This is a genomic window from Pseudomonas sp. B6(2017) (genome assembly GCF_002112765.1).
Classification (GTDB): Bacteria; Pseudomonadota; Gammaproteobacteria; order Pseudomonadales; family Pseudomonadaceae; genus Aquipseudomonas; species Aquipseudomonas piscis.
The window spans coordinates 86086-102055 of the sequence record NZ_NEIQ01000004.1 but is presented as its reverse complement, the minus strand read 5'-3'; the positions used below and the strand labels follow the sequence as shown (position 1 = coordinate 102055).

Genomic DNA, 15970 nt, shown 5'->3' with positions numbered 1-15970 from the left:
CAGGTTCATCGAGTATTAACGGTTTGAGATTCCAGGCGATCGGCCGGATGAGGAAAAGACAGATGCGGGTTCAAGTTAAGGCAGGCGATGATGCATTCCCACTCAGTGAGGGCTTCACGCTGGTGGTGTTGACCCACAACTCCAAGGCGCTTGTGCGGCGGGCTTTGCAGTACTACAAGGCCTATTCGTGCTCGATCCTGGTCCTGGATTCGTCCGAGGAACCCGACACGACTCTGTCCCGGGAGTTTCCCGGGATCGGCTATCGGCATCTGCCGCAACTTGATCTGCAGGCCAAGCTGGCCCAAGGCGCGGAGCTGGTTGCAACGCCCTACATGGCCTTCGTCAATGATGATGATTTCCTGATTCGTGATGGGGTTGGGCAAGCCCTGGAGTTCCTGGAAGCTCACGCCGGATATGGTTTCTGCCATGGTTATGGGCTGATGTATTCGGCGCAGGGCCTTGAGACCCGTTACTACCTGCGCGATCGCAAGGGTATCGAGGACTTCTCCAGCGAGGATCCTCGCGCGCGGGTCCTGGGTTTCATGGGCAATTTCCTGGCACCGTTCAATGCAGTCGTCCGGACTCAACTGCTGCGCCAGTGGTACGCCCACCTGCCACCGGGCACAGGGCCTGAGCTGCAGGAAATCGGCCGCGCCTTTTACTTGTTGGCGAGTGCCAAGGCCCGTGTGTTGCCGGTGCCTTTCGTCGTCCGTGCCCTTGGAAACGGTGTTTCCGATTGCAATGCCCAGTTGCAAGCCATGCTGGCGCGCAAGGATGCTGGCGCCCAGGCCCAGCGGGAGCAGTTCGCCGAGCTGCTCGGTGCTTTGCCTTGCGAGTTTCCTGGTTTGCCAGCACTGCCGGTCAAGCAGGCGGTCCTGGATAGTTTCGAGGCTTTGGCCGAATGTTTCGCCAGTGGCCGTGCGCTCAAGAGCCCGATGGTCTTCCGTTCGACCTGGAGCGAGATGGGCAAGCCGCCCGTGCGGTCCTTCGAGCCTGAGCAATTTGTCGAGCTGCCGTTCTATAACCAGTCAGTGTTCGAATTGCTGGCGGATATCGAGTTCCTGATGCATGCCATGCCGGCGAGCCCGCGGCAACTCGATGCCCTGGAAGGTGTGCTGCTGCGTCAGGAAGAGCTGTTGCGGGTCCATCCCAACGACAACGCCAAGACCATTCGCAGCCGCTTGTGGGAGGCCCTGGAGCTGAACCTGTTCCACGCCACTGTCGTCAAGCGCTTGGCCGAGTCCATGCGTAATACCGATGAGGCCGAGGTATACCGCCAGTTACAGGCATGGTCGGCGCGGCTCGAAGCTTTGCCGGCGACCAATAATCGCGAATTGTTTACCGGCACCCGTTCTGGCCAACTGCTCAGTTGGCTGGAGGGGCGCAACCCCAAGCCGGGCCAGCTCAAGTTCATTGCCAACCGCCTGGGCAAGCGCGCTGGTGGCCCGCAATTTCAGATCCTGCTGCTTGATCTGGATGCCGATATGGTCAAGTTGCAGGCTACTTTCGACTCCTTGATGGCCAATCATTGCAAGGCCTTCAAGCTGACGGTCCTGACCACTGGTGCGCTGCCGGCCGTTACCACTGCGCGAGACACCGTGCATTTCATCAAGGTCGATATCGGCAGCCATATCGAGTGTCTCAATCAGGTTGTGGCGCAGTCCGCCGCCGACTGGGTCGTATTGATGGAAGCAGGAGACCAGCTGGCAAACAGTGGGCTATTGCGCGCCAGCCTCGAGTTGATGGGGGCTGAAGGCATCAGGGCAGTGGCGATGGATGAGTTGCAGCGGCAGGCCGATGGTTCCCTGAGTTCGGTGTTCCGTCCAGGAGTGAACCTGGACCTGCTGCAGAGCGCCCCGGGATTGATGGCCCGCCACTGGCTGTTCCAGCGTGAGGCCATGGTGCAGGCAGGAGGATTCAGTCGGGAGTTCCCCAAGGCCATCGAACTGGACCTGATCTTGCGCCTGATCGAGGACGGTGGCCTTGCGGGCCTGGCTCACCTGGCCGAGCCGTTGTTGATCTGCCAGGCCGAGCAGGCCGGGGATAATGCCGAGGAGCGCCAGGTGTTGACTCGCCATCTGGCCAATCGTGGCTATCGCGCCCAGGTCAGTTCGGCGCAGCCGGGCACCTACCAGATCGATTACCAGCATGCCGAGCGTCCACTGGTGTCCATCATCCTGGCCAGCCAGGACAACTTCGCCCAGTTGCAGCGTTGCCTGGTGAGCGTACTGCAACGCACTCGCTACCAACGCTACGAAGTGCTGATAGCCGAGAACCACAGCCAGGACGCCGAGCTCGACAGCTGGCTGGCCAGCCTCGAGAGCCGCGGCGAGCGCATCCGTGTACTGCGCAACGCGCACCGCGTGAGCCGCTCGGCGCTGTACAACGCCGCTTCTCGCGAGGCCAAGGGTGAGTACCTGGTACTGCTGTCGTCCGATGCCGAGGTGGTCAACGCCAACTGGATGGAAAGCTTGCTCAACCAGGCCCAGCGTCCGGAAGTCGGAGTGGTGGGGGCACGGTTGGTCAACGAGCGGGGCATGACGACCCAGGCTGGTCTGGTGCTAGGGCTCAATGGCCATCTGGGGGCGGCTTTCGCCGGTGCAGCCAAGGATGCATCGGGCTACATGAATAGCCTGTGGGCGGAGAAGAACTACTCGGCGGTGTCCGGCATCTGCCTGATGATCGCCAAGGCGCTCTACGAGTCCGTGGGTGGGTTGGACGAAGAGCACTTCGAGCAGGCTTTCGCCGATGTCGACCTGTGCTTGAAAACCGCTGCCGCCGGTTACCTCACCGTGCTCACGCCGCAGGCGCAAATCCTGCACCCGGGAACCCTGGCCGATGATTCGCAGGCTGGCGCAGCGCTGCGTGACAAGTGGGCGGAGCGCTTTGCCCTGGATACCAGCTACAACGAAAACCTGGCGCTGACCGGCGCTGGCTTCACCCTGAAGACCGAGGGTCGGGTGGACTGGCCGCAACTGCTTGCCAATTGATTGCCCTGAGGGATTTTCATATGTCCGATCACCTGTGGATGTTGCGTCTTGTGCTTCCAGGCTTGAGTGCGGCAGTTCGCGATGGGTTGCCATCTTGAGCCCGTACCGGATCCCCTATGGGCGCCAGAGCATCGACCAGGCTGATGTCGATGCGGTGGTGGAGGTGCTCAAGTCTCCATGGCTGACTCAAGGACCGACTATCGAGCGCTTCGAGCGGGCCCTGGCCGAATACTGCCAGGCCGAGCATGCCGTGGCGGTGTGCAACGCCACGGCGGCGTTGCACATCGCTTGCCTGGCTGCGGACCTGGGGCCGGGAGACTGGTTGTGGACGAGCCCCAATACCTTCGTTGCGTCGGCCAACTGCGCGCGCTACTGCGGGGCCCAAGTGGATTTCGTGGACATCGACCCACGGACCTTGAACATGGATGCGCAGTTGCTGGCGCGCAAGTTGGAGGCAGCGGAGCGCGCAGGGACCTTGCCCAAGGTGGTGGTGGCGGTGGCATTCGCTGGTCAAAGCGCTGACCTGCAAGCTATCGCCAGGCTTGCCGAACGTTACCGGTTTCTCCTGATCGAGGATGCGGCCCATGCCGTGGGAGCTTCCTACATGGGGCGGCCAGTGGGTTGTGGCGCTTATGCGGCGATGACCATCTTCAGTTTTCATCCGGTGAAGATCATCACCAGTGCCGAAGGCGGGATGGTGCTGACCAATCGCCAGGATCTGGCCGAGCGCCTGCGTCGCCTGCGCAGCCACGGGATCACCAGTGACCCGGCAGCGATGCAGGTCGTGGAAAAGGGGCTGTGGTACTACCAGCAACTGGAGCTGGGATTCAATTATCGGATGACCGACCTGCATGCCGCCCTTGGGCTCTCCCAGGTGGCCAGGCTCGATGAGTTCGTTACCCGGCGTCGCAAGCTGGCGGCACGCTACCAGGAGCTGCTGGCTGGCCTGCCGTTGATCCTGCCGGTCGCCCAGGATGGAGCCGAGTCGGCATGGCATCTGTATGTGGTGCGCCTGGATCTGGCGCGTATCAGGCTGAGCCAGGCCCAGGTCTTCGAGGCGCTGAGGGCGGCAGGCTTGGGGGTCAACTTGCATTACATCCCGGTCCACCTGCAGCCCTATTACCAGGAGCTGGGGTTTGCCGCGGGAGATTTTCCCGAGGCCGAGCGCTATTTCCTGGAGGCCTTGAGCTTGCCGCTGTTCCCGGAACTGAGCGAAGAGTTGCAGGATGAAGTGGTGGGACACTTGCGGCGGATACTGGATTGAGCGGGCATGGTGCGGTGGGGCGAAATGACGAAGCATGGGGCGCCGGTTGCTGGTGGCAGTGATGAATGGCGGGGGACCAGGCTTGTGAGTTGTGTGGCACTGATTCCTGCGCGCGGTGGCAGCAAACGTATCGCGCGCAAGAACCTCAAGCCATTCGACGGCGTGCCGATGCTCGCCCGGTCCATCGACAAGGCATTGCAGTCAGGTTTATTCGAGCAGGTGGTGGTCAGTACCGAGGATCAGGAGATCGCCGAGCTGGCCATCGCTTGTGGGGCCCAGGTGCCCTTTTTTCGCCCCGAGAGCCTGGCGGATGACTTCACTGGCACCGGCGCCGTGATCGCCCATGCCCTGCAAGCCTTGCAGGAGCAAGGGCGCAGCTACGACTACGCCTGCTGCATCTACGCCACCGCGCCGTTGCTGCAGCAGCGCTACCTGCGCCAGGGCCTTGAATTGCTCATGGCTCATCCGGACAAGGCCTTCGCCTTCTCGGTCTGTGGCTTCGGCTTTCCGGTCCAGCGGGCCCTGACGCTAAACCAGGACGGTGCCTTGCAGGCGCTGTATCCCGAGTTTCGCCAAGTGCGCTCCCAGGATCTGCCGGAAGCCTACCAGGATGCCGGGCAATTCTATTGGGGGCGCTCCAGGGCCTGGTTGCAGGGCCAGATGCTGTTCTCGCCCTGCAGTCTGCCGGTGGTGTTGCCACGCCACCTGGTACAAGACATCGATACCCAGGAAGACTGGCAGCGCGCCGAGTACCTGTATGCCGCGCTCAAGGCCGGGGGGGAGCTGGAGTGAGAGTGTTGATCCGCGCGGACGCTTCAGCGGCCATCGGCAGCGGGCATGTGGCGCGTTGCCTGACCCTGGCCCGAGTGTTGCGCCGGCAGGGGGCTGAAGTGGCCTTCGCTTGCCGCGATCTGCCTGGTCAGCGCCTGGCCGCCTTGCAGGCCGAGGGGTTTGCCACTTTCCAGCTGCCTGGCCTTTATCCAGGGGAGCAGCCTGAGGCGGATATCGAGGCGTTGTTGCCTTGGCAGGCGGATATCGCGGCCCTGGCGGAGGCATTGGGCTGCGCTCCAGGCTTCGACTGGGTGCTGGTGGACCACTATGCTCTCGATCATCGCTGGCAGGTCGCCGCGCGCCGCTGGGCGCCGCGCATAGCGGCGATCGACGACCTGGCCAATCGGCGGCATGCCGTGGACCTGTTGTTGGACCAGAACTTCAGTGGAACTGCCCAAGCCTATGAAGGTTTGCATGATCCGGCTTGCCGGACCTTGTTCGGTCCGCGTTTTGCGATGTTGCGCGAGGAGTTTCGCCGGCCGGCCATCGCCATTCGTCCCCGGGCACTGCGGGTGCTGGTGAACTTCGGTGGTTTCGATGCCGCCGGCCAGACCTACAAGGCCATGCAAGCCTTGGTCGACATGCAGGAGCTGCAGGTGGATTTTGTCGCTGGCAGCGGCAACCCCGATTGGCAAGCCATGCAAGCGCTGAGCGCCGGCAAGGATAACTGGCGCCTGCACAGCTATGTGGAGAATTTCGCTGAACTGATGGCCGGTGCCGATGTGTGCCTGGGGGCGGGTGGCGGCACCAGTTGGGAGCGAGCCGTGCTTGGCCTGCCGACGCTGTGCATCACGGTGGCTGGCAACCAGGAGCTCAATGCCCGATTGCTGGCCGAGGCGGGGGCCCACCTGTACCTGGGGCCGTGCGAGGGGGTGAGTGTCCAGCAGATCCGCCAGGCCCTGGTGCTGTTGCTGGGCAATCCGGGGTTGCGCCATAGTCTGGCCGCCCGTGGGCGCCAGTTGGTGGACGGGCGAGGCGTCGAGCGGGTGGCCGCCGCGCTGTTCGCCGCCGCGCTGCGCTTGCGGCCAGCGACCCTCGAGGATGCTCGCTTGTTGTTCGATGGCCGCCAGGATGAATCGGTCAGACGTTGGTCCTGGCAGCCCGAGGCGCTGGATTGGCCGGCGCATGTGCGGTGGTTGCAAGCGTGCCTGGCCGACCCCGAGCGCCGGTTGTTGATCGGCGAACTGGCCGATGGGCCTGTGGGTGTGTTGCGTTATGACCGTGGAGGTCTTGAGGCCGAAGTCTCGGTCTATCTGTTCGCCGGACGCTTTGGCCTGGGGTGGGGGCGGGCCTTGCTGGAGCGAGGCGAAGCCTGGTTGGCGCAGCATTGGCCTGGGGTGGAGCGCTTGCGGGCCCATGTCATGGCGGAAAATCAGGTTTCGCTTGCGCTGTTTCGCCGGGCTGGCTATCAGCAGGGCGCTTGCGATTTCACCCGTGTACTGAAGGAACATCTGGATGACTAGCTTCAAGATCGGTTCGCGCCCAGTGGGTGCTGGCGCCGCGCCGTTGATCATCGCCGAGATGAGCGGCAACCATAACCAGTCGCTGGATGTGGCGTTGCGGATTGTCGAGGCGGCCGCCAGGGCTGGAGCCCATGCATTGAAATTGCAGACCTATACCGCCGATACCATGACGCTGGACCTGGATCAGGGCGAGTTCTTCATCAAGGACCCAGGCAGCCTGTGGGCGGGCTCCTCGTTGTACGAGTTGTATCGCCAGGCCCACACCCCGTGGGAGTGGCACGAACCGATCTTCGCCCGGGCCCGGGATTTGGGCATGTTGGCGTTTTCCACGCCCTTCGATGAGAGCGCGGTGGACTTCCTGGAGGGGCTCGGTGTCCCGGCCTACAAGATCGCCAGTTTCGAAAACACCGACCTGCCGTTGATCCGCCGGGTGGCGGCCACGGGCAAGCCGCTGATCATTTCTACCGGCATGGCCAGCATTGCCGAGCTGGATGAGAGCGTAAGGGCTGCTCGCGAGGCTGGTTGCCGGGACCTGGTGTTGCTCAAGTGCACCAGCACCTATCCGGCCTCTCCGATCAACAGCAACTTGCTGACCATTCCTCACCTGCGGGAGCTGTTCGGCTGCGAAGTAGGGCTGTCCGACCACAGCATGGGGGTTGGGGTTTCAGTGGCGGCGGTGGCCCTGGGCGCGACCGTCATCGAGAAACACTTCACCCTGGATCGGGCGGCTGGTGGAGTCGACGCCAGTTTTTCCCTGGAGCCTGCGGAGTTGGCCAGCCTGGTGGTGGAAACCGAGCGAGCCTGGCAGGCCATGGGGCAGGTGCGTTATGGCGCCACCGAGGCCGAGGGCAAGTCCCTGGTCTATCGGCGCTCGTTGTATGTCACCCGGGACATGCAGGCGGGGGAGGTGTTCAGTGCCGATAACCTGAGGGCCATTCGTCCCGGGCTCGGGCTGGCCCCCAAGCACTATGACGCGCTGCTCGGTCGTCGGGCGCGCCAGGCGATCAAGCGTGGGACCGCGCTGGATTGGGCATTGGTCGAATAGGCCTTTGTGGCGCTGATTCGCAAAATGGCGTGACCTGCGGGTCAGAACGTGCATCTTCACTGTAATGTATGGCCCGGGAAGATGGCGCCAGCCCTGCGTGCCAGGTCCGTGATAGCCCTTGGTTCTTCCCGATAACGCTGTGCTCGACGGAATTATCCGTGTTTTTTCGGCAGCCCCTGCCAGGCGACTGAGCGGGGGTATTGAGCTGTTTATTATTGGGAAGCCGTGATGATTGGCATAAAAAGCATTGCGAGCTACGTGCCTGTAGCCGGCCTGGACAATTACGCACAAGGTGCAAAATTCGGCAAGGATGAGGAGTTCATCCTGGGCAAGATCGGCTCGGCCTTCCTGCCACGCAAGGAGGCCACGCAAGAGACCTCCGACCTGTGTGTCGAAGCTGTCAATGCATTGTTCGCCGCCAGCCCCGAGCTGAAGCGCGAAGCCATCGATGCGCTGATCGTCGTCACCCAGAACGGCGATGAAGAGGGCTTGCCCCATACGGCGGCGATCGTCCAGGACAAGCTGGGCCTGCCGACCAATGTGGCGGCGTTCGATATTTCCCTGGGCTGCTCCGGTTACGTCTATGGCATCTATGCCATCAAGGGTTTCATGGAGGCCGCGGGGCTGAAGAACGGCCTGCTGGTGACCGCCGACCCCTATTCGAAGATCGTCGATCCCGAGGATCGCAATACCACGATGCTGTTCGGCGATGCCGCCACCGCCACTTGGCTGGGCGAGGATGCAACCTGGCAACTGGGCAAGGCCAAATTCGGCACCGACGGTTCCGGAGCGCCGCACTTGAAGGTCACTGACGGTGTGTTCTTCATGAACGGTCGCCAGGTATTCAACTTCGCCCTGCTCAAGGTTCCAGCCCATCTGCATGAGTTGCTGGAAGAGTCCGGCCTTGTAGCTGGGGACATCGACGCGTTCTGCATCCACCAGGGCAGTGCAGCCATCGTCGATGCCGTGGCCCGGCGTTTCGAGGGCGATCCGGACAAGTTCGTCAAGGACATGGTCGAGACAGGCAACACTGTCTCGTCGAGCATTCCCCTGCTCCTGGAAAAGCACATGTTCGATTCGAGCTGGAAGCGCGTAGCCCTGAGTGGCTTCGGCGTTGGCCTGTCCTGGGGTTCGGCGATCATCTACCGCGCCTGAGACCTGGTCCGTAGCAGCACATGTAGCGCTCAAGGTGTAATCTTGGGCGCTATTTTTTTGTACCTGCGGCAAGCGAGGCAGCATGAGCGACAGCTTTGAACACAACGCGGCGGTGCTGCAAAGGCGCTGGCCAGCCCTGCTGGCGCGACTGGTGGCAGAGGATAGCGCTTCGTTGCAGGCGAGCCTGGTGGAGGGGTTGGGCTCGACACTGAGCATCGCCGGCATCCAGCTCACCAGTCGCCACGACCGTACCCACGAGGCCCGTTTGCAGGCCGCCAGCCTGCCCGACGAGCCAGTCCTGCATGTGTATGGTTGTGGATTGGGCGATTTGCAGCAGGCGCTGCTGGCGCGCCCTGGGTTACAGCGCCTGTATGTGCATGTTCTCAACGGCGCGGTGTTCAAGCTGGTGCTGCAATTGCTGGAGCAGGATGCCTGGTTGGCTGATCCGCGGGTGGAGCTGCTGTATGCCGGTGATTTGCACGAGATCCAGCTGCCTTTTTTCGCGCTGCCTGCCGAGTTGGTGCTGGCGGACGACTACAACGCGAAGATTCGCGATCGGTTGATCAGCGAGACTCACCTGGAATTCAACAACCGATTGTTCAATGCAGATGCAGCCTCCATCAATGAGCGCTTGGCAGCTGTGGAGCCCTGGGTAGCGGGTGATCGCGATGTGGCCCAGCTGTTCGACACTTGCGCCGGGCGGGAAGTCTTCGTGATTGCCACCGGGCCGAGCCTGGAGCGCCATTTCGCTGCGCTGCGTGCGCTGAGTGAACAGGCACGGCGGCCGCTGTTGATCTGTGTCGACACGGCCTATCAGCCGCTGCTCAAGCAGGGTATCCGGCCTGACCTGGTGCTGAGCATCGATCAGCGTATTTCCAGTCGGCACCTGCCGTCCCAGGGCAGTGAAGGCACCACCCTGGTCTACTTGCCGTTGGCCGATCCACTGGTCCTCGAAGGGTGGCGCGGGCCGCGTTATGTGGCTTATTCCGCCAGCCCGATTTTTCAACAGCTGCGCCAGCGCTTGCCACGGGCGCTGCTGCACGCGGGAGGCAGTGTGATTCATCCGGCGGTGGATCTGGCGGTGAAGATGGGTGGCAAGCGCATCACCTTGTTCGGTGCGGACTTCGCCTTTCCAATGAACCGTACCCATGCCGGCTGGCAGGATGGTGATTTGGGGCCGCAGCTCAGTGCTGCCAAGCATTGGGTGCTGGATGGCCATGGCCGGCGGGTGAGGACCCAGCTCAACTTCCGCAGTTATCTATGTGAGCTGGAGCGTTACATCGGCAGTCAGCCTGGGGTGGCTTTCTTCAATACCAGTCGTGATGGCGCGATGATCGCCGGGACTACCTTCCATGTGGATTTTGCCCAATGAATCGACTTGAGCCTTTGCTGGGCCGTGCCAGGAGCGTTGCCGAGTTGTTTCGGCTGGGACGTGATGTCGAGGCAGCGGGAGAGATGGTGGAGCTGTTCGAGCCTGTCCAGATGCTCGTGGATACCGCCGCCGCGTCAGTGCAGCAGGATTGGGTCCACCTGCTGGGCTTGCTGTTGGCCTGTCAGGAAGCGCAGGACTGGCTGGGCCTGGCAGATTATCTGGAGTACGAACTGGTGGAGTGGTTGCAAGCCGGGTTCGCCGGCTGAGGTTTCCTGCGTTGCGGTGCGAGTCGATCAGGGTGGGTTTTTCTGGCGTCAGATTTTCGTTCGTGTGGGCTTAAGCCCTTGTATTTAAAGGGGTGGCAGGGTGATGGCAATTTTTTTTGAAAAAGCCCTAAAGCAACTTGCATCCGCGACGATAACTATTACGAAGGTTCTCTAGGCCATTACCCGGCGGTTGCCAGGGCCGGAAGCCGCAGTACCCAACCAACGAGGAATTCGTCATGGCTTTAACAGTAAACACCAACGTTACGTCGCTGAACGTTCAGAAAAACCTGAACCGCGCTTCCGACGCTCTGTCGACTTCGATGACTCGCCTGTCTTCCGGCCTGAAGATCAACAGCGCTAAAGACGACGCCGCCGGCCTGCAGATCGCTACCCGTATGACTTCGCAGATCCGTGGTCAGACCATGGCGATCAAGAACGCCAACGACGGTATCTCCATCGCCCAGACCGCTGAAGGCGCGATGCAAGAATCCACCAACATCCTGCAGCGTATGCGTGAACTGGCCGTTCAGTCCCGTAACGATTCCAACGGCACTGCAGACCGTACCGCTCTGAACAAAGAATTTGCTCAGATGTCGGACGAACTGACCCGTATCGCCAAGTCGACCAACCTGAACGGTAAGAACCTGATCGACGGTTCCGCTGGCACCATGACCTTCCAGGTCGGTTCCAACACCGGTGCTACCAACCAGATCACCATCACCCTGGACAGCGGCTTCGACGCAGCTACCCTGGGCGTTGACTCCGGTACCATCAACATTACCGGTAACGACAGCACCACCGCTGAGACCAACACCAAGGCAGCGATGATCGCCATCGACAAAGCTCTGGCTACCATCAACTCCAGCCGTGCTGACCTCGGTGCCGCTCAGAACCGTCTGACCAGCACTATCTCCAACCTGCAGAACATCAACGAAAACGCCAGTGCTGCACTGGGTCGCGTACAAGATACCGACTTCGCTGCTGAAACTGCCCAGCTGACCAAGCAGCAGACTCTGCAACAGGCTTCGACCGCAGTTCTGGCCCAGGCCAACCAACTGCCATCCGCTGTACTGAAGCTGCTTCAGTAATAGCCGGCTAAGCTTTGGCGGGGGAGTGCGCTGGTCGTGCTCTCTCGCCTTTTTACTTTGAGAGGTGGTGGACATGGATATGAGCGTGAAGCTGAACTTGTCTTATCCCGTGGCCAAGTCCGCGACTCCGGTTGTCGACAAGCCGGTAGAGAAGCCTCGAGAGGATCTTTCTGTCGTTCATGCCGCTCCTGAAGTGGCTGTGACCACGCAGGGCAGCAAGAAAGAGGCGCAGGCCGAACAGGAAAAACTGAAGATGGCCGTTCAGGAAATCGAGAAGTTCGTTCAATCGGTCAAGCGTAACCTGGAGTTCTCCATCGACGAGCCCTCCGGGAAGGTTGTAGTCAAGGTCATTGCCAGCGATTCGGGGGAGGTGGTTCGCCAGATCCCCAATGAAGAAGTCCTGAAGCTGGCCAATAGCTTGAACGATGCCAGCAGCCTACTGTTTAGCGCCAAGGTTTGATGGCTGGCACGAATATTGTTTTCTGATCTTTTGATCGCAATGGTGGTCAAAAGACTGGCGGCACACTGAAGGGAGATACACATGGCAAGTCCAATTCTACCGGGTACCGGCCTGGGTTCCGGTCTCGATACCGGTGCCATCGTCAAGGCGTTGGTGAGTGCCGACAAGGCAGCCAAACAGGGCCAGATCGACCGTGCGACTGAGAATAACAGCGCGAGTATCTCCGGTATCGGCACCTTGCAGTCGTTGTTGTCGACCCTCCAGAGCACTCTCTCTGTCACTGGCTTGGGCAGTGCGGTTACTCCCGCATTTGCCGGTTTTGCCGCCACTTCCAGCGATGCCAAGTTCGTGGATGCCACTGCGACCAACGCTGCGGTAGCTGGTAAGTACAGTGTCAGTGTTTCGCAACTTGCAACTTCGTCAAAAGTAGCTACCAAAGCTTTTGCCGGGGGAGCTTCCAGTGCTATTCCGAGTGGTACCTTGAACATCACTCAAAATGGCACTAGCTACTCGTTGGCCGTCGGGGCCAATGCGACCCTGCAATCGGTGCGGGATGCGATCAACGCCGACTCCAAGCTGTCTGGGGCCGGGTTCAATGCCAACATCGTCACCGACTCCTTCGGTTCGCGCCTGGTGATCGGTTCGGACAAGACCGGCGCCGGTTCGGATATCTCCGTGGGCGGGATTGCCGGCTTGGAGATCGATGGTACCAAGCCGATGCCGGCAGGTAGCGATGCCGATCCCATGAAGGCCGATTCTTCGGGCGCCATTGGTGGCCTGGCCCAGGATGCCAAGTTCACCGTCGACGGCATGCCGTTGACCAGCAAGAGCAACACCGTTACCCAGGCTGTTTCGGGCTTGAAGCTGAACCTGGTGGCCAAGACTACCGCTCCGATCACTGTGGAAGTGAAGACCAACACCGATGGCCTGAAGGCTTCGGTCCAGAAGTTCGTCGAAGCCTACAACGCTGTTGTCAACGGTATCAGTACCCTGACCAAGCCGTCCCTGGACGATAACGGCAAGCTGACCGTTCCGGCGCAGCTGACCGGTGATCCGCTGCCGCGCTCGATCCTGTCGGCCATTCGCGGGCCGCTGTCGGAAGTCGGTGCCGGTGACAAGCTCACGGTGTTGTCGCAGTTGGGGATCACTACCAACCAGAAGACTGGCGCCCTGGATTTTGACGACAAGAAGTTCACTGCGGCGGTGAATGACAAGAAGCTTGGTGGTGAAGTGCAAAAGCTGTTTACCGGCGACGGCACCAATCCGGGTCTGCTGGACCGCATGACCAGCGCCATCAAGCCGTTCACCCAGGGTGTCGGCACGATGAGCGAGGGGATCCTGACCACTCGGAGCAAGACCCTGGATCTGACCAAGAAGAAGCTAGCCGACCAGCAGGCAGCCTTGGATCGGCGGATTGAAACCCTGACGGCCGTTCTGACCAAGAAGTACAACGACATGGATACCCTGGTGGGCAAGCTGAAGGCTACCGCCAGCAACATCACCTCCATGTTCGAGGCCATGAACGCCCAGAAGAAAGGCTGATATATAATCTGCGCCAAAAGCCCGGCAGCGTTTCCCAGCGCTCCGGGCTTTTGCATTTGACCTAAAGTTTTTTGACGTTGCGTCGATACGCTGTTTATACGAACCCTTGAGTTTTGAAGAGGTACCACATGAATCCGATGTTAGCCCTTCGGCAATATCAAAAGGTGGGTGGGCAGGCGCAGACTTCCGAGGCCAGTCCGCATCGTCTGGTGCAAATGCTGATGGAAGGTGGCCTGGACCGTATCGCTCAGGCCAAGGGCGCCATGGAGCGCGGTGATATCGCCAACAAGGGCATTTTCATCACTAAGGCCATTGGCATTGTAGGTGGCTTGCGCGAAGGTCTGGATCTGGAAAACTCCATGGACAGCCTGGCGGACCTGGATGGTCTGTATACCTATATGATGAAGCGCCTCACCGAGGCCAACCTCAAGACCGACCCCAAGATCCTCGACGAGGTGGCTGGGCTGCTACGCACGGTCAAAGAGGGTTGGGATGCCATTGCGGCTCCAGGCCCGCAGTTTTAAAGGAGAAACACCATGAGTGCTGTCCTGCAACGCATTGAAGAAACGCGCGTGGCCCTGGTCGACGCCCTGGCGGAGCGCAATTGGCAAGCCATCGGTGAATTGGACCTGGCTTGTCGTTCATGCATGGAGGACGTACTCGGAGAGGTCGAGGTCGACGAGGTTGCCCTCAGGAGCAATCTTGAAGAGTTGCTGGGGGTCTACCGGCAATTGCTGGAAGTGGCGATCGGTGAGCGGCAGGCGATATTCGACGAGATGTCGCAGATCCACCAAGCGCAGAACGCGGCAAAGGTTTACCATTTGTTCGGTTAATGTCGAGTTGATCCGAACGCTGCGCGCCATAAATTTGACTGTGCACGCTTTTTTGACTTAACTAGTGGCTGTTTTCAGATTTCAGGCGTCTATGAAGGCAGGCAAATGCCTTCAAGCGCGTCTAGCTTGCCCCCTTAATTTTCGGGCATTGAGTTGACTAGGGAAGTTGCTATTGCATGTGGCGTGAAACCAAAATTCTGCTGATCGATGACGATAGCGTTCGCCGCCGCGACCTGGCGGTGATTTTAAATTTTCTCGGTGAAGAAAATTTACCCTGCGCTAGCCATGACTGGCAGCAGGCTGTCGGCTCTCTGTCTTCTAGTCGAGAAGTAATCTGCGTCCTCATCGGGACTGTAAATGCTCCTGGTGCGCTTCTGGGCTTGTTAAAGACACTCTCGACCTGGGATGAGTTCCTTCCAGTTTTGCTGATGGGCGAAAATTCTTCCGTCGAGCTGCCCGAAGACCAGCGTCGCCGGGTGTTGTCTAGCCTGGAGATGCCTCCCAGCTATAGCAAGTTGCTCGACTCGCTGCATCGGGCTCAGGTCTATCGTGAGATGTACGACCAGGCGCGTGAGCGCGGGCGTCATCGCGAACCCAATCTGTTTCGTAGCCTGGTCGGCACCAGCCGGGCGATCCAGCATGTCCGGCAGATGATGCAGCAGGTGGCGGATACCGATGCCAGCGTGCTGATCCTGGGTGAATCGGGTACTGGCAAGGAAGTAGTTGCACGCAACTTGCACTATCACTCCAAGCGCCGCGACGCGCCCTTCGTACCGGTCAATTGCGGGGCGATTCCTGCCGAGTTGCTGGAAAGCGAGCTGTTCGGCCATGAGAAGGGCGCCTTCACCGGGGCCATCACCAGTCGTGCTGGGCGTTTCGAGTTGGCCAACGGCGGAACCCTGTTCCTCGACGAGATCGGCGACATGCCGCTGCCGATGCAGGTCAAGCTGTTGCGCGTGCTGCAGGAGCGCACCTTCGAGCGCGTGGGCAGCAACAAGACCCAGGGCGTCGACGTGCGCATCATCGCGGCGACCCACAAGAACCTGGAAAGCATGATCGAGGTGGGCAGTTTCCGTGAGGACCTGTACTACCGTCTCAATGTGTTCCCCATCGAAATGGCGCCGTTGCGTGAGCGGGTGGAAGATATTCCGCTGCTGATGAACGAATTGATTTCGCGCATGGAGCACGAAAAGCGCGGTTCGATCCGTTTCAATTCCGCCGCCATCATGTCCCTGTGCCGCCATGGCTGGCCGGGCAACGTCCGCGAGCTGGCCAACCTGGTGGAGCGCATGGCGATCATGCATCCCTATGGGGTGATCGGCGTGGTCGAGCTGCCGAAGAAGTTTCGCTACGTCGATGACGAAGACGAGCAACTGGTGGACAGCCTGCGTAGCGACCTGGAAGAGCGAGTGGCGATCAACGGCCATGCGCCGGACTTCTCCGCCACCGCCATGCTGCCGCCCGAGGGGCTGGACCTCAAGGATTACCTCGGCAGCCTGGAACAGGGCCTGATCCAGCAGGCGCTGGACGATGCCAACGGCATCGTGGCGCGGGCCGCCGAGCGCTTGCGTATTCGTCGTACCACCCTGGTGGAGAAGATGCGCAAGTACGGTATGAGTCGTCGTGAAGGGGATGAGCAGGCGGATGATTGACGCCTGTTT

General features: G+C 60.6%; 14 protein-coding genes. All 14 read left to right on the top strand.

Translation table 11 applies throughout. The features are described 5' to 3' along the window. Positions 1-62: 62 nt before the first annotated feature. Positions 63-2990, top strand: coding sequence for a TIGR00180 family glycosyltransferase (locus CAG11_RS08105; RefSeq protein WP_085595912.1), 2928 nt, complete (start codon positions 63-65; stop codon positions 2988-2990). A gap of 94 nt (positions 2991-3084) precedes the next feature. Beyond that, positions 3085-4254: a UDP-4-amino-4,6-dideoxy-N-acetyl-beta-L-altrosamine transaminase gene (gene pseC / locus CAG11_RS08100; protein WP_085595910.1), complete on the top strand. Its 1170-nt coding sequence runs from the start codon at positions 3085-3087 to the stop codon at positions 4252-4254. Between the two features lie 84 nt (positions 4255-4338). After that, positions 4339-5046: a pseudaminic acid cytidylyltransferase gene (pseF, locus tag CAG11_RS08095; protein ID WP_085595908.1), complete on the top strand. Its 708-nt coding sequence runs from the start codon at positions 4339-4341 to the stop codon at positions 5044-5046. Next, positions 5043-6548 carry a UDP-2,4-diacetamido-2,4,6-trideoxy-beta-L-altropyranose hydrolase gene (gene pseG / locus CAG11_RS08090; protein ID WP_085595906.1) on the top strand — a complete coding sequence of 502 codons (1506 nt, stop codon included), beginning with the start codon at positions 5043-5045 and terminating at the stop codon, positions 6546-6548. Before pseF ends, pseG begins: the two co-directional genes overlap by 4 nt. After that, the gene (gene pseI, locus CAG11_RS08085) at positions 6541-7593 is read left to right on the top strand and encodes a pseudaminic acid synthase (protein WP_085595903.1); all 1053 of its coding nucleotides are present in this window, start codon (positions 6541-6543) and stop codon (positions 7591-7593) included. Before pseG ends, pseI begins: the two co-directional genes overlap by 8 nt. A 228-nt stretch (positions 7594-7821) precedes the next feature. Further along, positions 7822-8748, top strand: a complete 927-nt coding sequence (locus CAG11_RS08080) for a ketoacyl-ACP synthase III (RefSeq protein ID WP_085595901.1) — start codon at positions 7822-7824, stop codon at positions 8746-8748. Positions 8749-8830: 82 nt separating this feature from the next. Continuing rightward, complete coding sequence (locus CAG11_RS08075; RefSeq protein ID WP_085595899.1) at positions 8831-10120, top strand: motility associated factor glycosyltransferase family protein; 1290 nt, start codon at positions 8831-8833, stop codon at positions 10118-10120. After that, entirely contained in the window at positions 10117-10386 is a 270-nt protein-coding gene (locus CAG11_RS08070; protein WP_085595897.1) for a hypothetical protein, read from the top strand. Before CAG11_RS08075 ends, CAG11_RS08070 begins: the two co-directional genes overlap by 4 nt. A 236-nt stretch (positions 10387-10622) precedes the next feature. Then, positions 10623-11474, top strand: coding sequence for a flagellin domain-containing protein (locus CAG11_RS08065; RefSeq protein ID WP_085595895.1), 852 nt, complete (start codon positions 10623-10625; stop codon positions 11472-11474). Positions 11475-11547: 73 nt separating this feature from the next. Then, entirely contained in the window at positions 11548-11934 is a 387-nt protein-coding gene (locus CAG11_RS08060) for a flagellar protein FlaG (protein ID WP_085595893.1), read from the top strand. A gap of 81 nt (positions 11935-12015) precedes the next feature. Further along, entirely contained in the window at positions 12016-13476 is a 1461-nt protein-coding gene (fliD, locus tag CAG11_RS08055; protein ID WP_085595891.1) for a flagellar filament capping protein FliD, read from the top strand. Positions 13477-13604: 128 nt separating this feature from the next. After that, on the top strand, positions 13605-14000 hold the full coding sequence (gene fliS, locus CAG11_RS08050; protein WP_022643019.1) for a flagellar export chaperone FliS: 396 nt from the start codon (positions 13605-13607) through the stop codon (positions 13998-14000). 12 nt (positions 14001-14012) lie between these two features. After that, the gene (locus CAG11_RS08045) at positions 14013-14309 is read left to right on the top strand and encodes a flagellar protein FliT (RefSeq protein ID WP_085595889.1); all 297 of its coding nucleotides are present in this window, start codon (positions 14013-14015) and stop codon (positions 14307-14309) included. Positions 14310-14485: 176 nt separating this feature from the next. Further along, positions 14486-15961, top strand: a complete 1476-nt coding sequence (locus CAG11_RS08040) for a sigma-54 dependent transcriptional regulator (RefSeq protein WP_031321151.1) — start codon at positions 14486-14488, stop codon at positions 15959-15961. Positions 15962-15970: the final 9 nt, after the last annotated feature.

Coding starts and splice junctions, on each gene's coding strand:
- CAG11_RS08105 (WP_085595912.1), top strand. CDS start 63: ATGCGGGTTCAAGTTAAGGCAGGCGATGATGCATTCCCACTCAGTGAG.
- pseI (WP_085595903.1), top strand. CDS start 6,541: ATGACTAGCTTCAAGATCGGTTCGCGCCCAGTGGGTGCTGGCGCCGCG.
- CAG11_RS08080 (WP_085595901.1), top strand. CDS start 7,822: ATGATTGGCATAAAAAGCATTGCGAGCTACGTGCCTGTAGCCGGCCTG.
- CAG11_RS08075 (WP_085595899.1), top strand. CDS start 8,831: ATGAGCGACAGCTTTGAACACAACGCGGCGGTGCTGCAAAGGCGCTGG.
- CAG11_RS08070 (WP_085595897.1), top strand. CDS start 10,117: ATGAATCGACTTGAGCCTTTGCTGGGCCGTGCCAGGAGCGTTGCCGAG.
- CAG11_RS08065 (WP_085595895.1), top strand. CDS start 10,623: ATGGCTTTAACAGTAAACACCAACGTTACGTCGCTGAACGTTCAGAAA.
- CAG11_RS08060 (WP_085595893.1), top strand. CDS start 11,548: ATGGATATGAGCGTGAAGCTGAACTTGTCTTATCCCGTGGCCAAGTCC.
- fliD (WP_085595891.1), top strand. CDS start 12,016: ATGGCAAGTCCAATTCTACCGGGTACCGGCCTGGGTTCCGGTCTCGAT.
- fliS (WP_022643019.1), top strand. CDS start 13,605: ATGAATCCGATGTTAGCCCTTCGGCAATATCAAAAGGTGGGTGGGCAG.
- CAG11_RS08045 (WP_085595889.1), top strand. CDS start 14,013: ATGAGTGCTGTCCTGCAACGCATTGAAGAAACGCGCGTGGCCCTGGTC.
- CAG11_RS08040 (WP_031321151.1), top strand. CDS start 14,486: ATGTGGCGTGAAACCAAAATTCTGCTGATCGATGACGATAGCGTTCGC.